Raw genomic sequence first — 17,878 nt, forward strand, 5'->3', positions numbered from 1 at the left:
ACAGCGCCTTGTAAGACACAGCTACTTTGGTGTTAGTACTTGCTCTGGCAAGCGTGACGCTGCCTGGTCATCCAGGCGGTGCCTCTAGGTAGGGGCGTTGCCTCTGCTAGTCAGCGTTCCCTCACTGCGTGTACCTCAAAGCACCGGGCACTGGCTTGCATACATGTCGATGTCATGTTAGCAACGCAAAAAATGCAACAGTGTCCCGCGCCGGTCTCCCCGAGGCTTGGAGCGCTTGGCGATGCCCGCGAATTGTATGAAGGCTGCGAAGTGCCGGGGTTGTTCTCAGTCTGCGTCGCTCGATGCGCAATGGAAAGCAAGGCAGCAATGGCCATTCCCCATCTGTGCGCACTCTGTAGCAGTCAGGCGTTACCCGATGGGTGAGAGGCTTTCTGGAGGGCCGCATCAACAGGCTTGCCACGGCCATGCACCTTGTTGGAGGACAAAGTTCCGTCGCGTGTGTGAGAAAGTTGCAAAAAAGAAACAGGGCGTCGCTCTTTTGTCTTGGCTGCGGGGGCGTCTGAGCGCAAACCGTCTCTATAATGGGTTCACCGTGGGGGGGTAGTTTGCGCTATGCTCCTTCCGGATTTCAGGCAAGCTGGGGTGTACTCTGGCGAGGACCCGAAAGCTGAACTAGTTCTTACTTTTTAACGAGGTTTTTTCATGAAACTTACCAAAGTCGCTTTTGCAATCGCCAGCGTCCTGGCCGTTGCAGCCGGTACGGCCAATGCAGGCAACTTCCAGACCAACTCCACTTCCGTTGCCCGTGAAGTGATCGTTGGTGACGCGCAAGCTATCGTTTCCCCACAGGTGAGCTATTCGTTTACTGGTCCTGTGCGCAATCCTGCCCAAGCTACCTATTTTCAGATCCAGTTGAAGCTGTCGGACGGTGAGTGGGTTGTTCCTGCTGGTGTTGGTTTTCCAGGTAACGCCACCTTGGCTGACGGTGGTAACGTGGCGTTGGTGGCTTTGGACGGCACGACTATCGCAAGCGCATGGGGTGTTCTGCTGGACCCTACCGATGCGAAGACGCTGTACGCCACCTTCCAAATCCCCGCTGGCGTGGGTGTGAACAATGCACGTGTGGTCTGGAATGCTGCTGCGAATGGCGCATTGGCTACTGCAGCCGTTAGCCCTGCCCCTGCAAACTTGCTGAAGATTCGGAAGCTGAAGACGTTGGTCGGAACCATTGCTGAATGCGACCAGAACATCAAGCAACTGACAGGCTCTGTCAAGCAGTTCCCCAACATCACTGACCCCACTTATCGCGCAACCGATGCTGACGTGAGCCCTGCTTCGGAACACGTGGCTCCTGGCAATCAGAACTCCGGTCCTATCCTGTCGTTCCCTGTCAATCTGAATCTCAGCAGCACTGCTGCGACTACTCCTGCGCAAGATTACAACAACGGTGCTACGTTGTTTGATGCAGCCGTCGGTACTGTTACGGCCTCCGGTAAAACCGCCAACATTGGTACCGTCACTTACACCAAGCTAGCGAACGGCTACGACACCGATTTGGCGAATGTTTATGGCTCTGTCGCTGCCACAGTACCAGCTACCGCAGTTTCGGCTGCTGGCGTTCCAGAACTGAAGGACTACTCTGTCACTCTGACAGGTAACTTCGCTTCTACCGCCAAATTCTGGCTGTCGTCTGCTGCTTGCGCTGACGCGGGCTATGCAACAGGTACTGCTCCAGTGAACGGTGTGGTGACTGTGAAGAACTCCACTGCCGCCAACTTGGCAGTTGGTTCCGTTCTGAATGTTTGCTACGGCGTGGATGGCCTCGCCTCGATTCCTTCTACAGGAATCGATGCCAAGCTGGTGCTCAATAAGGCTCCTGATGGAGCGGGTGATGTTGCAGTTCGTTTCGAAGAGCAGCCTAACAGCTGCAAGGGTTCCTTTGCTGTAGGCAGCGGTATCCAGATCGACGTGCGTAACTACGCTAGCTACGCCACTTTCGGTGCCGAGGGTGCAGCCACTTCCCTGCGTATCATCAACAACAGCGAAACCGCAACGGCTGACCTGTTTGCTCAGATGATTTATGCAGACGGCCGCTACGGTGCTTGGGGCTCCATTGGTACCCTGTCTCCTCGTCAGACTCTGAACATCAGCAACAAGGAGCTGGAAGCCAAGCTGGTCAATGCACCAGCTGCATCCAACCCATTTGGTGCTCAATCGGTGTACACCCGTGCTGACGGCAACGCAGTGGTCGCCAATACCCAAGGTAAGTTCGGTGATCGCGTGCGTATCGTCTCTACCACAGGTACGACAATCCGTGTGCAGAGCTACATGGTGGTTGGTTCCTCTGTGATCGACACGTCTAACGCGCAAGGCGTGGACTTCGAAAGCCTGAAGGCTGGTCGCGTGCCTACAGGCCAGAACGATGCACAGCCTATCTCGCAAGACGCTATCCGCGGCCTGGCGAAGTAATCGGTTTTCCGCTTACGTCTCAAAAGGGAGCTTCGGCTCCCTTTTTTTATAGTGATAACGGAATGTGGCTTTCGGGTGTAACGGTCGAACTTTGCTCAACACCAGCAGGACAACGCATCAGACACAGAGACCGTTTGTGCACGAGTGTGCTGGCGCTGATGGGGGTCGCTTGGGAGGTAATTGGCGTTCGAAGGCCAAGGCTACGGAGATACTGCCTAAGCGTGCGCTTCCGGCAAGTTCGCTTGCTGTCGAAGTTTTTAATACTTGAAGTTATGCAAGTGCGGCATGTGCATCAGCCAACCGCACCGGAATGGCTGGAAAGCTGGCCGCTCTACAGCTTAGAGTAAAGTGAAGCGCAGCATTGAACACCTATGTGCTACTTCAAAGCCCCGGGTAAACCTGCTGTGCACAAGAGGAGTGGGCGAGATTGGGAGGGGTATGGCGAGTGCTGTAGTCTCGCATACTGGCTGTTCTAGCTTAAGCCGTATGCCGGTAGCGCCATGCCAAGCGTTTGCGTAGCGGGAGCTCAACCGCCACAAAGCTGACCCATGCCGCCATAGCCGCCAGGCCGCTAGCCAATCCCATGGCATAGGCTACGGGGATATCAGCTTCAAGTGCTTTTGCTTCGGCCACCCGAAAAAGAGGATAGTGCCAAAGATAAAGTCCATAGGAAATTTTGCCAACAGCCACCAGTGGCGGCCAAGCCAAAATGGCGGAGCACAGTCCAGAGGGCGCCAGTACGAGCGACCACACCAGTAAGGTAGCTGTGACGGCTATTGCCATGTAGCCCCACGGGAACATGAGTGAATTGTGCCACTCAAGGCTACTCATTCCTAGAAGCAATAAGGCTAGTGCCATCATCCCTGTGTAAGACACAGCACGTGAGTGAGAAACTAGGTGCGAGGGCAACGGCACATTGTCCAGTCGCTCGGGTCGGCGTGTATGAAGCCAGCTGGCTAGCGCGCAGCCGCAAAGTAAGGCCATGGCACGCGTGTCCAGCCCGTTGTATAGACGGACAGGTTTAGCACCCGCAGTGTGTAGCCACAGCATCCATAGCATGCCGGCCAGTGTACCTGCCAGCGCCAGCGCTAAAACGCTCCAGCGACGGGTAGCATATCTACCCATAGCGGCCAACAGCAAAGCCCAGAGTAGGTAGAATTGCTCTTCGATGCCCAGTGACCAAGCATGGCCGAGATAATCTGGCGGATACCAATCCAATGCGCGGGCCCAGTGAGTCATGGCCAGCAGTACGATGCTCACATCGCGCGTCACTGTACTGCCAGGGCCCGGAATCCATCCAGCAATCCAGCCCAAGATGTAAGTCAGCAGCAACAACAATAGTGCGGGCTGCAACCGCAATAGCCGACGCATAAAAAAACGGCCCCAACGTATGTGGCCTGACTGGTGCAACTCTTGCATGAGCTGGCTAGTGATCAAAAAACCGCTCAATACAAAAAAAATGTCCACCCCGGCAAAGCCACCCACTACCTGCGGAACCTGTGCGTGAAAAAGCATCACGGCTAAGACGGCCAAGCCTCTCAGTCCATCGAGTGCAGGCCAGTAGCGCCCAGTGGGCGCCAGGATTGGTGGCTGTTTAGCGCTTGCGGGTGGCATCGAGAATCTCACGAATGAGATCGGGATCTTCCACAAGGGTAGCGCCGCCAGGCAGATTAACTCCGTTGATGCTGGCTGGTGCAGGTTTACTCACTGGGACACCAGGCGCCGATGGCGTACCTTGCGCGTTGGCTGCTCCAGAAGTGGTTTGTCCAGGCGCTGCTTTGTTGCTGGGTATCGGCATTTCTGTTGTGGCTGTCCGATCAGTCAAGTTGATCATTCGCTCTTGGAGGGGCGGCTGTGCTGTCGTATTAGGCGCTACCGCGGCTGGTGCCTGTGCTGGCACCATGCCATCGGGTGTCGGTGGAGCTGCAGTCTGTTCGGGGTCGGCCGCTTTGGTGTCTGATGTCGAGGGAGGGGGTGTCAGCGAGGTCTGCTGTGGTAGAGGGCGCCGTGCATCACGGCTGGCTTTGACCCGGTCCCGTACGCTTTGGGCCCATGTACCGAGCGTAGCTTGGTAGGCATCGGTAGCTGCCTCAGCTTCGCCGCTGTCATTGATGATGTAAGGGGTGATGAGAATCACCAGTTCGGTGCGGGAGCGTGTTTGTCCCGATTTTTTGAATAGATGACCTACGCCGGGAATGTCTTTCAGACCGGGTACTCCGCTATCACTGTCGGTGGCATTTTCGGAAATCAGGCCGCCGAGCATGACGGTGGCGCCGTCGCGCATACTGAGCTTCGTTTCAATTGAGCGCTTGCGAATGGTGGGGGAAGTGGTAACACCGGTTGTGGTGGGCTCGGCGCTACTGACTTCCTGGTTCACTTCAAGATCGATGCGGTCGCCTGCGTGAATAACGGGTCGTACGCGCAGCAACACACCAGTGTTACGGTACTGAATGGTTTGTGGCACCACATTGGTGGTGCCAGTGAGCACACCATTGTTGGTGGTCACTCCCTGGCTAGTGACGGTGGGGACTTCCTGGCCCACGTTGATGCTAGCTGACTCCCCGTTGCGAGTCATGATTTTTGGGTTAGAGATGACGCGAGAGTCGCTGTTGCTCGCAAGCGCTGAAATGGCTAATTGACGCAAGGGATTACCTCCCAGCAGGGCATTGACGGAAAGCCCAGTACCGCTTGCCTGCGCGTTGTAGGTGGTACCACTGAGTCGAAGAGCTTGTGCCCCAGAACCCATCTGATCCAGTTGCCAGCTAAAGCCTAGGCTGTTGTCGTCGGCTAGTGCGACTTCAGCAACCAGCACATCGATTAGCGCTGATTTAACTGGACGATCCAGTTCGGACAACAGCGAAAGCCATTGGCGGTAATCTTCTTGGCTGCCGCCCTGGAAGATGAGGGAGTTCGTGGCATTGTTGACTACTACGCGGCGCTGGCGGTTGGCTGATGCAGCTGCCGGAGGAGGTGTTCCGCCAACAGCGGCGCTGGTCGTCATTGTGGCGGGCGTGGCGCTGCCTCCACTGATAAGGTCGTTCAGCGCCTTGGCCAGCTCTTGCGCATCTGAATTACGTACTGGATAAGTGAAGTAAGCGCTACCGGCTTGCACGGCTGTGATTTGATCCAGTTCTTTAACCCATTCGAGCGCATGGGTCAATGCTTCACTAGAGGTGGAGAAGGCGACGACGCTATTTACGGTTGGGAGTGCGATGAGTGTGATGGGGTCGCCAGTGCCGGGTTGGTTGGCCACGCTGTAACCTTCAGCCCGCAGGATTTCCGACAATCGACGGGTGAATTCTTCTGCACCCCAAAAACGAGGCGAAATTCGGACACTGTTTTGACCCCTGAGACTAGGCTGATCAAAGACCTGAATCAGTTCCAGTGTTACTTGAACATCATCGGGTTGACCACTGACCATGAGTCCACCTTGGCTGTCAATCTCGAGTTTGACTTTATCTCCCACCATCATTTTCAATGTGGCCAGAAAAAGTTGCGGGCGTACAGCTTCTGTTTCGATGTAGTGAAACACAGGCCGCAGCGGCAGCGGCACTGTGGGCTGCGCCCGGCCGCGGCGCACAAGTGGCAGTGTGCTGGCGGTGGAGGTAGAAGGGACCATACGTAGTACCCCACCGAAGTCTTGCACCGCGACCCCATAACTTTTCAGCAGCTGGCCGGCAACTTCGGTCAACCGTGCCGCCGTCATGGGTTTCGGAGTACGAAAGGTGATTAGGTCAGTGCGGTCACGTACTGCCGCGTCCATAGAGTAATTGAGTTGCAGGATGCCGCCATAAATGGCCTGGATAAAGGCCGGTATGCTCATTTGCTCAATAGATACAGTGAGATCGCCTACCTCATCACTGGCTTTCGTAGGGGGCTGCAATGGGCGGAGGTTGCCAGCAATCAGAGGCGGCATTTTTGGGCCTGCTGTGATCTGTGTCTGTTTTGGTGCGCCAGGTGCTTGTGCCCCTAGCACACCAGACGTGCGGTTTTCACCGTTACCGTCAAATACGATTGGTGCAGGTACCGAAAGTGGCTTGCTGGCACAACCTGCCAAAGTGAGGCAGGCCAGAGCTACGATATGGAGGGAAGGGCTTTGAAACATCTTGGTGAACACTAAAATCAGCAGCATGAGCCGCCAATGCAGCCCATGCTGCTCAGCGGGCGATGCCGCTTGCTTGTGGGAAGAACGCGGTTTCACACCGCCGTGGTCTCTGTGTGACGGCTCTTGTTAATCTTGCCGCACGGACACCCCTACGATTTTTTTGTCAGGTGTGACAACACCAATGGCATTGTCTCGTACCCAGGCAAGCTTCCCCCCTCCAGGCAAGGAGTCGCCGATTTTAAGGAATCTGGGTTGTTTTTCTCCATCGAATTGAACGATGACCTGCGTTTTGTCGCCTCTTTGAACAACGCCGGTGATGTACCAATTTGGCCGTGTCAGCGGCGTAGCTCTCACTTTCCATCCTTGGTTGGCGTTCGCCTCCCACAACCGCTCGATCGCATTGGCAGGGGGGGGGCCGCCGGGTACGATCTCTGCGGAGCTGATGCCCTCCTTCTGTGATGTTCCCTTGGCAGCGGCCGCCGCGACATCTTGCTGCGATAGCGGCGGGCTCATGCTTCGGATGGCGCGGGGCAAGGGTATTTGGGGCCCCTTATTTTCCGTACCGTCAGATCCTTGTTTTGCCACAACTGCGTCTGCTGAAACCGAAGGTGCAGCAGACCCTAGCCAAGATCCTAAGACGATGGCTATCCCTACCAAGGCCGCAGCAATGACAGAATTTCCTGTGATTTTCATCATGCTCTATCGTGCTGCTGGTGTATCTAAAGCTCTGCGCTGGGCTGCTTGCCGCAGAGCCTGTGAGACTCCCGCATCGATTCCGTAAACCTTGACGAGTATCTCGGCGCGACCACTGCGAACGGTAAAGCGCTCAATTCTTCGGAGAGTTGAGCCTTCTTCCAGCACGGTGAGTAGCTGCATGAGCCGGGGGCCTAAGTTGGTAGAAATTTTGACACTGGTCGTGATCAAGCCAGGTAAGTCTTTTGTGTCCTGCGGTGTGTTCAACCCCCCCCCACTGCGAATCGTTGGTGGGGGCTGTGTCGGGCTTGTGTTGCCAGTGCTCGCGGTAGCGGTTTCCCCCATCGCCGCGACTTGACATGGCGCTTCAACTTGCTGGCACAAGTCAGCAAGGCTTTCCATGGCTTCCGCACGAAATACACCTGGCCGGGTAACTTCCGGTAACCTGTCCAGCCAGGCGACCTGCGCAATGAGAGCCTCCTCCGCAACCCGCTGCCAGTTCACAGATGTCATGGCACTTTGTTCGCGAGATTTGAGCTGCTCTAGTCGCTCCCTTTCTGGTCGAAGCTTCTCAGATGCGTCTCTCCAGTCCAATGCAACTGACCAAAAACCAATGAGCGCGGCGATCCACAAGAGATTACGCATAGAGGCTGTCATTGAGCATCTCTTTCTGTCTTGTCTGTTAACGGCGACGCCTTGGCATCCAGGCGCAGTGCGAATTTGAACCCGTTACCACCGACGACATCCACAAAACGCACGTCATAAAACCATGGGTGCGATTCGATGCTGGAGATGATGTACGTTAGGCGGGGTGCGTTACCGGTAGTGGATACCACAGTCATCTGTAAAGTGGCGGGGGACAGTTCCAACTCCCTCACGACCAGACCTTGGGGAGCGAGTATTTCCGCCAACTCTGCCAGGATGCCGTGAGTGGTCAGAGGAGGTGAGAGCTGTTGCGCAGCATCAATCCAACGCAGTGTCTGCATTGCGTTTTGTTTGGCCAGGCGCAAAGGCTCGAGTTCCGCCAACATCCGATCTTGGGACTCGATGCCTGTTTGTATCGCAGCTTGCTGGGATTCCTTCTGGAAATAATAAAAGCTGCCCCAGCCTGCCAGCACGGCGCTGGAGGCTGTGAGCAATACTGGAACGGCTTTGGCAAGGGCCACACCGGGGGCTTTGTGCGCGGGAGGGGTCAGGTTGCTCGCCCAACGCGTTGGACTGTATTCGCTGGTGGTAGGTGTGGAGGCCAACGTTGGAGGCCAGCCATAAGTTGCAAGCTCGGGAGACTCTGCCAACAAGTTCTCCCAGATCTCGGGAGTTGGCACTTCTGCAAACCACAGAGTGTGGACCAAATGGGAACCCTGGCGCAGTTGCGCCTCTACCCCGCCAGATGCGGATTGCCTGAGCCAGGCTAGGTGCGAGACGTTGCTGCTGTAGATACTGTGGGCAAATGTGTTCGTAAGCTGCTTGTCGGGGTGCTTTTCTTGAAAAATGCGCTCCAACTCTGCATCCCATGTCCAAAGGTGAAGCCATGTCCCCTGCTTGATTGCACACATGCCATGCTGGGTGAATGGGCTGAGTGCCTGGGCTTGAAGCCTTGCAAAGTTGGACAGTTTGAGGCGTGGAATACCCTTGCAGCTGACTCTGTGATAAACGCACAGCTTCCTTGGGACTACCATGTGCACGCTTTGCAGCGTGGCTGGGAGCCAGCGCGGCGCCTGCCTGCCAAGTAGCAGATCAGGGCCGTCGGTATTAAAAAGGTAGACTTCGTGAAGCATCGCTTGGCTGTTGATTGACTGGCTGTTGTGGCCAAGAGAGGGGCTGAATTTTATCAACCGGCTGTAGTTCTGCGCTGAAGACTGGATTGAGCACGCTCCATGGCCGATCTTCTCCGTCTGCGCTGAGAGCCAATGTGTATCTCAATATCCATGGACCTCGCACGTGTCTGTGCGTCACTTTGAGTATGTTTTGGACCTGTGCAGATGCACCAAAAGGTCCGCTCGTTCCTAGAAGCTCGTTGGCATTTGACACTCGTGCGGCCAAGTTCTCGGTATCTGCTCTCTGCGTGACGATGTCACGGACCATTTCTTCATTTAAACCGGCTGCCTTGAGTACCGGAGCAGGCGCCGTTGCCAGATTAACATTGCTACCGAACATCGATGATTCTCCATATATCGTCCAGCTTTTGTCACAAGCGTTTTGCTCAAGTAGCCGACGATACTGACTCCAGCCATAGACATTCCATATTTCATCTTCCGAGAGAAGAGGGCTATTACGTGGAAGGGGAAGCCGTTTTGCAGAATAGGTATCTTGTTCTGCACCGTTGAGGCGCTGTAGATTGTCAGTGTCTACATAATCCAAGAGGGCATCAATGAGATAAGGTGTTGTTTCAGCGGGTATCCCGCATCCTGTCAAAAAGTTGCTTAATATATCCCTGTTGCCAAGATTGAGGTTGATAAGTCCTCCATTATCTTGCACGGAGATTATAGTTTTGGTGTCGATTTTGTATGGAGTGTTATCTGCCCTGACTGAGTAGGCCCCGTCAAAAAAATCAGAAGATCTTGGCCTGCTGGCTGATAGCCAGTACTGTGCATTGGCTCGTGCGGAAAGCGCACTCTGGACAAAATCGGTGCGTTCTCTCAACTGCGCCACTCTCTCCGCAGAGGCTTGCGTTGTATCTGCTATCAAGGCAACGACTATGGAAAGTCCAGCCATTAGCCACAATACAGCGGCAAGGGCAAACCCATGCGATGTATTTTTTTTGGGGAGGCTCTTGGTCACTGTGATTCCAATCCGAATGCTTGGGTAAGAGATCGGTTGGCTGGACTGAGGGGGCCTTCATACGCAGCCATTCGCATTAAATTGCGCCGCCCGTCTGTCGATTTCACGGCTACAGCAGATGGCATAGGACGGAGGCTGTTTGTGCCGTCTGGTGGCCAGTGAGTGTGTTCTGCTGCAAGGTGATCTACAAAGCGGAACTCCACCCGACCCTCAAAACGTGCCAATCTAATGGGCTGTATTTGCTCGTTTCCCAGGGTGGTTGGGGGGACAAGTAATAAATCGCTGAACTGCTCGGAATCTTTGGATGGCTTGAGGACCAGCTTGAATGGATGTGCTATTCCAGGTTGGTTTTCTGGCACGGCTAATGACACCGCTTCTATGCTTTCATGGCTGCCTTTGAATGCCTTTTCTCTCGTCGGGTCAATAACCATGTTCCCAACTAAATCGTAGAGTGCCCTCGATTGAGACCATCGTGCAGGAAATCCATTGCTTTGCTCGGAGCTGATTCTGAGTATTTGGGAAATCTGATTGAAAGCCCCGGAAAGAATCGCGACAGTAAAGCTTAAGATAACTACCGTCACTAGCAACTCGATCAGAGTGAGCCCCTTTGATTTTTGCTTGGATTGAGGCTTTTTCATTGCACAGGTGCGCCAAAGATGCTTGTGCTGCCACCACTGACTTGGCGATATCCTGCAAGCTGCATTTTGAATTGCCCCCATTTTTGGCTCTCTGATTCACGAGTTAACTGAACATCTAGTTCATACAACGACACCTCGTACTTTGCGGGGTTGCCGAGTGCTGTCATGGTTCTTGAGGGGCCCTTGATGAGTGAAGAAGTCCAGGAAATTTTGTAACCCCTCATATCCACAGTATCAATAGGCCTCTCTTGTGGATTTATTGATCTTAGATAATCCATGGCCTCGTTCTGTGCTATGAGGAAGGATTCTTCGGTTTTAATTTTGTTCAGCGCGATCAGGCTCTGGTCTAGCCAGGTGAATGCAACCGAGGCTCCGATACTAAGTATGACTAGCGCGGCTAGTACCTCAAGAAGACTGATTCCTTTCTGTGAATTTTTTTGGGGAAAGGTTGAAGTGGATAAATCACTCATGAAGGTGCGCGCTCGGTTGCCTGTACTGAGATGTCGCAGTTTTCTGAATTGATGAAAAGAGAGATCGTTGTTTTTTTCGATGATTCGAATTTGATAATTCCTCGCTCACATGAACCAAACGCTCTCACCCTTAAAACTTGGTTCTCTGCTAGCCGCCATCCTGTGGGCAATTCGATTGCAGGCTTTCCATCGGGAAGTGTTTGATTGAGCGTACTGTTATCAATGTCTACGTTGATGCCCATCAGAGCGGAGCGTGCGTACAGTTTTTGCAATAATGTTGCTAACTCTGCAGCTTTGGCCCGCTCTTCAGTGTTGTTAAACCAACGTTCGAAATTGGGCAAAACCACCGCCGATAGAAGTGCAAGCAGTACAAGGACTGCCATCATTTCTATTAATGTAAACCCTCTGAGGATAGAGTTGCGCGTTTTATTTTGCCATGATATCGGCATTCAATCCCTCGCCGTCTGGTTTTCCATCTGCTCCGAGTGAGATGACGGCAAAAGCCTTTCCGTTAGGGCCGGGCGTAACTATTTTGTAGGGGTTATTCCAGGGGTCAACTGGAATTTGACCTTCCAAATAGGGACCTTTCCAGGTTGCTTTGACGTTTGTGTCTTCGGGTTCTTTTGTGAGCCACTGAAGAGCGGTTTCGCCTTCTGGTAATGTTCCAATATCGAGGCGCATGATTTGAAGTGCGCTCTCAATCATCTTGATTTGAACTTGAGCCGTTTGTACCTTGCTGGAGTCAACTTTTCCAAAAATTCTTGGGCCTACCAATCCGGCAAGAAGGCCAATAATTACCATGACTACTAGCATCTCCAGTAGTGTAAATCCTAAATTTTTAGATCTTGCAAGATGGCGTTTAAGGTGTGTCATGGTCAGTGTTTAATTAAATTACATTGGTTAGACTGGTGATGGCCAGCATTACGCTAATCATAATGCCGCCAAGCAGAACAGATACCAGAAGAATCGTGACAGGCTCCAAGAGAATGAGGAACTGTTTCATACTTTGCTGCGCATAAGTTCTGTGCATCTGTGCTAGCGAGGCCGTGGTGTGCGCGAGCTTGCCCGATTGTTCTCCGACGCGTATGAGATTAAGGCCTACAGCATCCAAAAAATGGTGTGCCTGCATGGATCCCGCTAAAGATTGCCCCGCCTTCACATCTCTACAAATGAGCTCAGCTTTATGTCTCCAGCTTCTGCCGGATAAAGAATTTTCAGAGTGCCGCAGTGCTTCTAGCAACGGGACATGATGCTCCAGGAGTACTGCGAACATACTTCCCCAGCGAGCAAGTTCAACATGGCTGATCCATTTTCCCAGGATGGGGAGATTGCTTGATATCTCCCATAGTTGATCTCTTATTTTTTGCTTGGAGATGATGAAAAAAAATCCACCAGCAGCCAAGGCAAAGCTGACGGCCGCCAAAATTTTGTTGTTCACCAGCCATAATCCGCTTTGCAAAACCCAGCGAGAGAAAATGGGTATATCGGCCTTCGGGTTTGTGAGAATGTTGGCAAATTTTGGCACTACAAAAATGAAAACAACAAGTGTAGCCAGAAGACCGCTAGCGATCAGCACCATCGGATAGGTTAGGGCGTTCCGTGTCTCTCTGCGAAAGGATGCGTCTGCTTCCATTTGTTGCGATGCTGATTGAATCGAAGCTCCTAATTTCCCTGTTTCTTCCCCGGCACGAACTAGTTCGTGAACGTAGGCTGGTAATTTGAGCCCGCTTTCTTTCAGGGAAGACGCTAGGCTCAAGCCAGAGCGGAGGTTCTTATAAGTCGCATGCAGGGAGGCTCCAATTGGACGAGTCTCGTGTCCTTGGGCAATGTTGAGTAATGCGTCGGCTAGTGGAATGCCCGCGTTTAACAGTGTTGATAATTCTTGAACACAAATTAAAAGCTCTTCTTGAGAGATATTTTTATGATTTTGCTCTTGGCTTCCGCTTGGGGTGAAAGAAGTTTTTGAAGAATTTGCAGCTCCTGTTGCTGAATTGGAGGTAATTGCCTCGAGTGAGAAAACAGTCAAGCCTTTTTTTGAGAGAACTTGTAGTGCATTATCTGTTGTTGGAGCTTCTAAAGTTCCTCGGCTTTGCTTTCCTTCAGCGCTAAGAGCTTGATACTTGAATAGTGGCATGGCTGAATTTATCCAATGGACATCACTTCATGCATGGTTGTAATTCCGCTGCACACTTTCAGCAAGCCATCTTGGTTCATTGAGCGAATGCCTTTTTCTCTTAGTTTTTGAATAATTTCTGTTTCGCTTGTTTTTGCAAGGATCTCTTGTCTTATTGTGTCGTCGACGTCGAAGAGTTCGTACACGGCAATTCGCCCCAGATAGCCAGTATGGAGGCAGGATTCGCAGCCTATTGGCTTTTGTGGGTGTAAGCTGAGCAGATTTTGTTGATTGATTTTTTGACTATTCCACTCGTTGAGCGCATCCTCTAAAAGAGTTTTTTGTGCGATATCTATGTCATCATGCGGTTGACTGCAGTGAGGGCAAATGCGCCTAACCAGTCGTTGTGCCATGATGCCTCTCAAACTGGATGCGAGAAGGAAGCGTTCAACTCCCATGTCGCTTAATCTGGTGATTGCGCCAGCTGCACTGTTCGTGTGAAGTGTGGAAAATACAAGGTGCCCTGTAAGTGCTGATTGCACCGCAATTGCAGCTGTTTCTTGGTCGCGAATCTCGCCGATCAAAATAACGTCAGGATCGTGTCTCAATATGGATCTTAGTGCGGAGGCAAACGTATATCCAATTTCGGAATTGACTTGGAGTTGTGTAATGCCTGCTAATTTGTACTCAACGGGGTCTTCGATGGTTATTATCTTTTTTAAACCATCGTTTCCTAGGTCTAAGGCCGTGTAGAGTGTCGTTGTTTTTCCTGAGCCGGTTGGGCCAGTCACAAGAATAATTCCATTAGGGGTTTCAATCCATTTTTGAAATTTTATGCTGTGATCGGGGAGCATGCCAAGATCGCCCAAGTCATAGTTGGGGCGGTCTTGTCTTAGTAGGCGCATTACAACTGACTCGCCGTTTGTGCCGGGCAATATAGAGACTCGGACATCAAAAACTTCCCCGTGTATTCTGGCTGTCAATCTTCCATCTTGTGGCAGGCGCCTTTCGGAAATGTCTAACTGAGCAAGTATTTTTATTCGGCAGATGGTTGCATCAAATTTTTCATCGCTAAATTTTTGAAGTTCCCGCATAACTCCATCAACTCTGACTCTGGCAGCAAAATAATATTCTCCTGGCTCAATGTGAATATCTGATGCTCTGCGCGTGACAGCTTGACTGAGGAGGCTGTTCACTAGCTCAACAATTGGGCCTTCCTCTGCCAATTCTCTCAAGTGAGCAAGATCTCCGGTGGAATTAAGGTTTTTGTTACCATGCGCCTTAACTGCCGAGAGAATATTTTCTATATCTGTGGGTCTTGCAATGCTCCAGATTAGTTCTTTGCTCAATTCACTTGATTTGCTTTGAAAGAGCTCTTTGGTGCTTCTGCTAGGCATGTCACATGTACAGCAGTGGATGTCTTTTTCTGATGTCCATGTAACGATTCTTTGGGACTCAAGCCAGCTTGTTTTAATGCGTAGGTACTCAGAGGTTTTTGATATGTCTTGCTCGAGCGCTGAAAGCTCCTCAAACCTGACAAGTGGCCACCCGGTATATGCGGCCAGAGCATCGGTAAGTGCCTGCTCAGCAACCATTCCAGTCCTGCTGGCAATTGCTGCAGCCGATTCTTGTTTCTGGTATGTGAGGCTATGTAATTGTTGTGCTCCTTTTTCGTCAACCAGTCCTCTGGCTTGAAGAAAATCAATAAACCGTTGCTTTTGTGGGGGCTGGGGATTCATTTTTTTGCCACTCCTGTCGGCGTGCCGATTTTTATTTCTCGTTGAAGCCCGTAGTATTTTCCGTTGGAGCGAGCCACCAGCAGAATAGATTGGGTTTTTATGAGGTTCAAGAGCAGTGTTATTTCAGGGAGGCTATTCTGTGTAAGGAATACTGACGCAAGCAAGCTGCTGCCCGCTTCAGGCTGTTGGCCGAGGCTCAGAAGCCAAATACCATCAGTATTTGGCATGGTGCTTGTAATTTTTATGCGAGTTGCCCCTGGTGCTGCTATGTCTGGAAATTCCAGCAATATGTCGTTGCCGCTTTCAAGGGCGTTAAAGTTGGTGGGTGGGCGCAATGTGGATAAAAATTCATCAACCTTTTTTGCTGAGGCCCCGCTGGGAAGCGTGATGTTGGATTTTTGTGGCTGTGCGGCAGGTTGATTTTGTGCGTGCGCGCAAGTGCTAATTGTTAGTGCGAAAAACAAAATGAATGAGCACCAGTTTTTTTGATTTGATTTAGTCATTTTTACATTGTGGCACTGGCAGTTTTGATGGTTTTAGGAGTGGAATGGGTCTTGTTTGTCTGCGGATCATCCTTTGGCATGCACATTCCCCGCTTCTGCTAACCTATGAACCCTCAGATGCTTCAATCGATGAGTGTGTAGTGAACGTAATAGACGTCATTTGCCTTGGCAAGTGCGTGGTGTTGGTGCTGTTGGGCCTTGCTCAAGATCACTGGCTCATGGATTGGCCAGTGCTCTTGCGTGAGGATTGATGAGTGCATCATGTGGAGTGGCCGGAGAATAGCCCCGCATCAAGATGACCGCGCTGCTGCGGCAATGGACGGTTGTCTGTGGCTCATCGCGTTGTGATCCAGTGTTTGCCTTGGGCTCAATGCCGAAGTTCATGTATTTTCCCCTATTGGCTCTGCGATTGGTCTTATCCACAAAGGTTCCTGGTGAAGGGGCGTCCTTGGGCGCCTGTAAGTTTGTTGTTGATGTCAAGGCCGGACTATGATTTGTGACTCTCGGGCCTCTAAAGCGGCGCGTCCTCAGAACGATGTCGTTATTTCCATAGTCAGCCATGGCCATGGCCGAATGATTGCGCATCTGCTGTCAGATCTCGCTTCGCAGTGCGCTGGTCAAGATTGTTCAATCAGTAGGGTCGTGGTGACACTCAACATCCCCGAGCCCTTGCCGCGACTGACTGGTTGGCCGTTTAAGGTTGAATTGGTGCATAACAAAAAGCCACGAGGATTTGGTGCGAACCACAACAGTGCGTTGGCAGCATCCAGCGAGTCATTTCTGTGTGTGTTGAACCCAGACATTCGGTTTCTTCCAGGCGAGCATGTGATTCATACGCTCATTGAAACCGCAGGCAGGCAAGAGGTGGGTATTGCTTATCCAATGCAAGTGGATGAGGCTTGTGCCCCTCAGGATTGCGAGAGGGCCATACCCACACCATGGGCGCTTTTTCTGCGCTATACGGGTTCAAAACGCGTGGAACAGGTAGATTGGGTCAATGCAGCATGTCTTGTGCTTCGTCGTAACGTATGGGAGCAGCTCGCTGGCTTTGACGAAGGCTACTTTATGTACTGTGAAGATGTGGACTTATCTTTGCGTGTGCGTTTGGCGGGCCTGACGATACAACGTGCGGAAGTCAAGGTGTGTCACGCGGGGCAAAGAGATAGCCGCAAAAGTTTGAAACATTTTCGGTGGCATGTCGCTAGTCTGCTTCGACTGTGGAGCTCTCCAGTTTTTTACAAGGCCAGCCGATTGTTACAGCCTATTCCTGATGGCCGGCATAGGATCTAACCGTAATGATCTGGATATCTTTGATCGCTTTCTTTGTTTCAATGATCACAGCTGCGGCTGTAGTGCGCTGGGCGCGCGCCCATGCACTGAATTATGGTGCGGGGATGCCTCAGCGTTTTCACTTGGGTAACGTGCCTCGCTTGGGGGGCTTAGCGGTTTTGCTTGGGCTGGGCAGTAGCTGGTTACTGGGTTGGGTGCAGGCAGAGTGGGGGGACCCAGGCTCACTGAAGCTAGGCTCTTCATTGATTTTCTGGTGGCTGGCTATATTGCTACCCGCTGCACTGGGTGGAATTGTCGAAGACATGACTCAGCGCTTGGCAGTTCGGTATCGCCTTTTTCTAACTGCTCTGTCTAGTTCTGTTGCAGTGTGGGGGCTTGGACTTACCTTGCCACGGCTCGGATTACCTTGGCTTGACGTAATTTTGGTGTGGGTGCCTTGGCTGGGCTTGGTGATTGTTCTATTGGCAGTGGCAGGTCTTCCGCATGCTTTCAATATTATCGATGGCTACAACGGCTTGGCCGGCATGGTGGCTGTTATTGTCTGCTTGGCTTTGGCGCACGTGGCCCTACAAGTGGGAGACCGGGCACTGGCGGCGCTGTTGGTATCCACTGCAGCGGCTACAGCGGGCTTTCTGGTATGGAACTATCCACGCGGCATGCTGTTTGCGGGGGACGGCGGCGCTTATATCTGGGGTGTGGTGATTGCGTTGGCCAGCATCTCCCTAGTGCAGCGCAACGCTGAGGTGTCACCGTGGTTCCCCATGCTGCTGCTGATTTACCCTGTATGGGAAACGATTTTTTCCATTTACCGCAAGGCGGTGCGTGGCGTATCTCCCGGCGTGGCTGATGCTTTGCACTTCCATCAACTCATCTATCGCCGCATTGTCCGAGGCGTTTTTCACGATGACGAGTCCCGCCGGGTGTTGATGCGCAACAACCGCACCTCGCCGTACCTCTGGGGATTCACGCTGTTGACCGTGGTGCCCGCGGTGCTGTTCTGGAACAACACGTGGTTGCTGATGGGCTTTTGCTGTCTGTTCGTGATCAGCTACGTGTCTGCGTACCTGGCCATCGTGCGCTTCAAGGTGCCCTCCTGGCTACGCCATTGAAAGCGTT

The 17,878-nt window shown here is 52.3% G+C and carries 16 protein-coding genes; 3 read left to right on the forward strand and 13 right to left on the reverse strand.

Going from position 1 to position 17,878, the window contains the following annotated elements; genetic code table 11:
• The first annotated feature begins 663 nt into the window (after positions 1–663).
• The gene (locus IHV84_RS01890) at positions 664–2,430 is read left to right on the forward strand and encodes a hypothetical protein (RefSeq protein WP_198845576.1); all 1,767 of its coding nucleotides are present in this window, start codon (positions 664–666) and stop codon (positions 2,428–2,430) included.
• 477 nt (positions 2,431–2,907) lie between these two features.
• Here the strand turns inward: IHV84_RS01890 and IHV84_RS01895 are convergent, their stop codons facing one another.
• From IHV84_RS01895 to IHV84_RS01955, 13 genes are read right to left on the reverse strand one after another with little or no spacing between them, the layout of a single operon-like run.
• Positions 2,908–4,044 carry an acyltransferase gene (locus tag IHV84_RS01895; protein WP_255523440.1) on the reverse strand — a complete coding sequence of 379 codons (1,137 nt, stop codon included), beginning with the start codon at positions 4,042–4,044 and terminating at the stop codon, positions 2,908–2,910.
• On the reverse strand, positions 4,025–6,631 hold the full coding sequence (locus IHV84_RS01900) for a secretin N-terminal domain-containing protein (RefSeq protein WP_370541158.1): 2,607 nt from the start codon (positions 6,629–6,631) through the stop codon (positions 4,025–4,027). The genes IHV84_RS01895 and IHV84_RS01900 overlap by 20 nt, the downstream gene beginning before the upstream one ends.
• Positions 6,632–6,661: 30 nt before the next feature.
• Positions 6,662–7,231: a hypothetical protein gene (locus IHV84_RS01905; RefSeq protein WP_198845579.1), complete on the reverse strand. Its 570-nt coding sequence runs from the start codon at positions 7,229–7,231 to the stop codon at positions 6,662–6,664.
• 3 nt (positions 7,232–7,234) lie between these two features.
• Entirely contained in the window at positions 7,235–7,885 is a 651-nt protein-coding gene (locus IHV84_RS01910) for a hypothetical protein (protein WP_233099645.1), read from the reverse strand.
• The gene (locus tag IHV84_RS01915; protein WP_198845581.1) at positions 7,882–9,006 is read right to left on the reverse strand and encodes a PilN domain-containing protein; all 1,125 of its coding nucleotides are present in this window, start codon (positions 9,004–9,006) and stop codon (positions 7,882–7,884) included. The genes IHV84_RS01910 and IHV84_RS01915 overlap by 4 nt, the downstream gene beginning before the upstream one ends.
• Positions 8,981–10,009, reverse strand: a complete 1,029-nt coding sequence (locus tag IHV84_RS01920) for a type II secretion system protein GspK (RefSeq protein ID WP_198845582.1) — start codon at positions 10,007–10,009, stop codon at positions 8,981–8,983. Before IHV84_RS01920 ends, IHV84_RS01915 begins: the two co-directional genes overlap by 26 nt.
• Positions 10,006–10,647, reverse strand: coding sequence for a type II secretion system protein (locus tag IHV84_RS01925; RefSeq protein ID WP_198845583.1), 642 nt, complete (start codon positions 10,645–10,647; stop codon positions 10,006–10,008). The genes IHV84_RS01920 and IHV84_RS01925 overlap by 4 nt, the downstream gene beginning before the upstream one ends.
• The gene (locus IHV84_RS01930; RefSeq protein WP_198845584.1) at positions 10,644–11,117 is read right to left on the reverse strand and encodes a prepilin-type N-terminal cleavage/methylation domain-containing protein; all 474 of its coding nucleotides are present in this window, start codon (positions 11,115–11,117) and stop codon (positions 10,644–10,646) included. The genes IHV84_RS01925 and IHV84_RS01930 overlap by 4 nt, the downstream gene beginning before the upstream one ends.
• Positions 11,114–11,566, reverse strand: a complete 453-nt coding sequence (locus IHV84_RS01935) for a prepilin-type N-terminal cleavage/methylation domain-containing protein (protein ID WP_370541159.1) — start codon at positions 11,564–11,566, stop codon at positions 11,114–11,116. The genes IHV84_RS01930 and IHV84_RS01935 overlap by 4 nt, the downstream gene beginning before the upstream one ends.
• Entirely contained in the window at positions 11,544–11,990 is a 447-nt protein-coding gene (gene gspG, locus IHV84_RS01940; protein WP_198845586.1) for a type II secretion system major pseudopilin GspG, read from the reverse strand. The genes IHV84_RS01935 and gspG overlap by 23 nt, the downstream gene beginning before the upstream one ends.
• A gap of 13 nt (positions 11,991–12,003) precedes the next feature.
• A complete protein-coding gene (locus tag IHV84_RS01945; protein ID WP_198845587.1) occupies positions 12,004–13,251 on the reverse strand; it encodes a type II secretion system F family protein in 1,248 nt (415 codons plus the stop codon).
• An 8-nt stretch (positions 13,252–13,259) separates the two neighbouring features.
• Positions 13,260–14,969 (reverse strand): GspE/PulE family protein, encoded by a 1,710-nt coding sequence (locus tag IHV84_RS01950; protein ID WP_198845588.1) that lies wholly within the window; start codon positions 14,967–14,969, stop codon positions 13,260–13,262.
• Entirely contained in the window at positions 14,966–15,472 is a 507-nt protein-coding gene (locus IHV84_RS01955; RefSeq protein ID WP_198845589.1) for a hypothetical protein, read from the reverse strand. The genes IHV84_RS01950 and IHV84_RS01955 overlap by 4 nt, the downstream gene beginning before the upstream one ends.
• 642 nt (positions 15,473–16,114) lie before the next feature.
• On the opposite strand from IHV84_RS01955, the gene IHV84_RS01960 reads away from it, so the two are divergent.
• Together IHV84_RS01960 and IHV84_RS01965 are read left to right on the forward strand one after the other, a co-directional pair.
• Entirely contained in the window at positions 16,115–16,762 is a 648-nt protein-coding gene (locus IHV84_RS01960; RefSeq protein ID WP_370541160.1) for a glycosyl transferase, read from the forward strand.
• Between the two features lie 5 nt (positions 16,763–16,767).
• Entirely contained in the window at positions 16,768–17,871 is a 1,104-nt protein-coding gene (locus IHV84_RS01965) for a glycosyltransferase family 4 protein (RefSeq protein WP_198845591.1), read from the forward strand.
• Positions 17,872–17,878 lie beyond the last annotated feature (7 nt).

This window comes from Acidovorax sp. IB03 (assembly GCF_016406015.1).
Classification (GTDB): domain Bacteria; phylum Pseudomonadota; class Gammaproteobacteria; order Burkholderiales; family Burkholderiaceae_C; genus Acidovorax; species Acidovorax temperans.

Bases quoted from the DNA above. Each gene is read 5' to 3' on its own strand.
- IHV84_RS01890 (WP_198845576.1), top strand. From the start codon at position 664: ATGAAACTTACCAAAGTCGCTTTTGCAATCGCCAGCGTCCTGGCCGTT.
- IHV84_RS01895 (WP_255523440.1), bottom strand. From the start codon at position 4,044: ATGCCACCCGCAAGCGCTAAACAGCCACCAATCCTGGCGCCCACTGGG.
- IHV84_RS01905 (WP_198845579.1), bottom strand. From the start codon at position 7,231: ATGATGAAAATCACAGGAAATTCTGTCATTGCTGCGGCCTTGGTAGGG.
- IHV84_RS01910 (WP_233099645.1), bottom strand. From the start codon at position 7,885: ATGACAGCCTCTATGCGTAATCTCTTGTGGATCGCCGCGCTCATTGGT.
- IHV84_RS01915 (WP_198845581.1), bottom strand. From the start codon at position 9,006: ATGCTTCACGAAGTCTACCTTTTTAATACCGACGGCCCTGATCTGCTA.
- IHV84_RS01925 (WP_198845583.1), bottom strand. From the start codon at position 10,647: ATGAAAAAGCCTCAATCCAAGCAAAAATCAAAGGGGCTCACTCTGATC.
- IHV84_RS01930 (WP_198845584.1), bottom strand. From the start codon at position 11,117: ATGAGTGATTTATCCACTTCAACCTTTCCCCAAAAAAATTCACAGAAA.
- IHV84_RS01935 (WP_370541159.1), bottom strand. From the start codon at position 11,566: ATGCCGATATCATGGCAAAATAAAACGCGCAACTCTATCCTCAGAGGG.
- gspG (WP_198845586.1), bottom strand. From the start codon at position 11,990: ATGACACACCTTAAACGCCATCTTGCAAGATCTAAAAATTTAGGATTT.
- IHV84_RS01945 (WP_198845587.1), bottom strand. From the start codon at position 13,251: ATGCCACTATTCAAGTATCAAGCTCTTAGCGCTGAAGGAAAGCAAAGC.
- IHV84_RS01950 (WP_198845588.1), bottom strand. From the start codon at position 14,969: ATGAATCCCCAGCCCCCACAAAAGCAACGGTTTATTGATTTTCTTCAA.
- IHV84_RS01955 (WP_198845589.1), bottom strand. From the start codon at position 15,472: ATGACTAAATCAAATCAAAAAAACTGGTGCTCATTCATTTTGTTTTTC.
- IHV84_RS01965 (WP_198845591.1), top strand. From the start codon at position 16,768: ATGATCTGGATATCTTTGATCGCTTTCTTTGTTTCAATGATCACAGCT.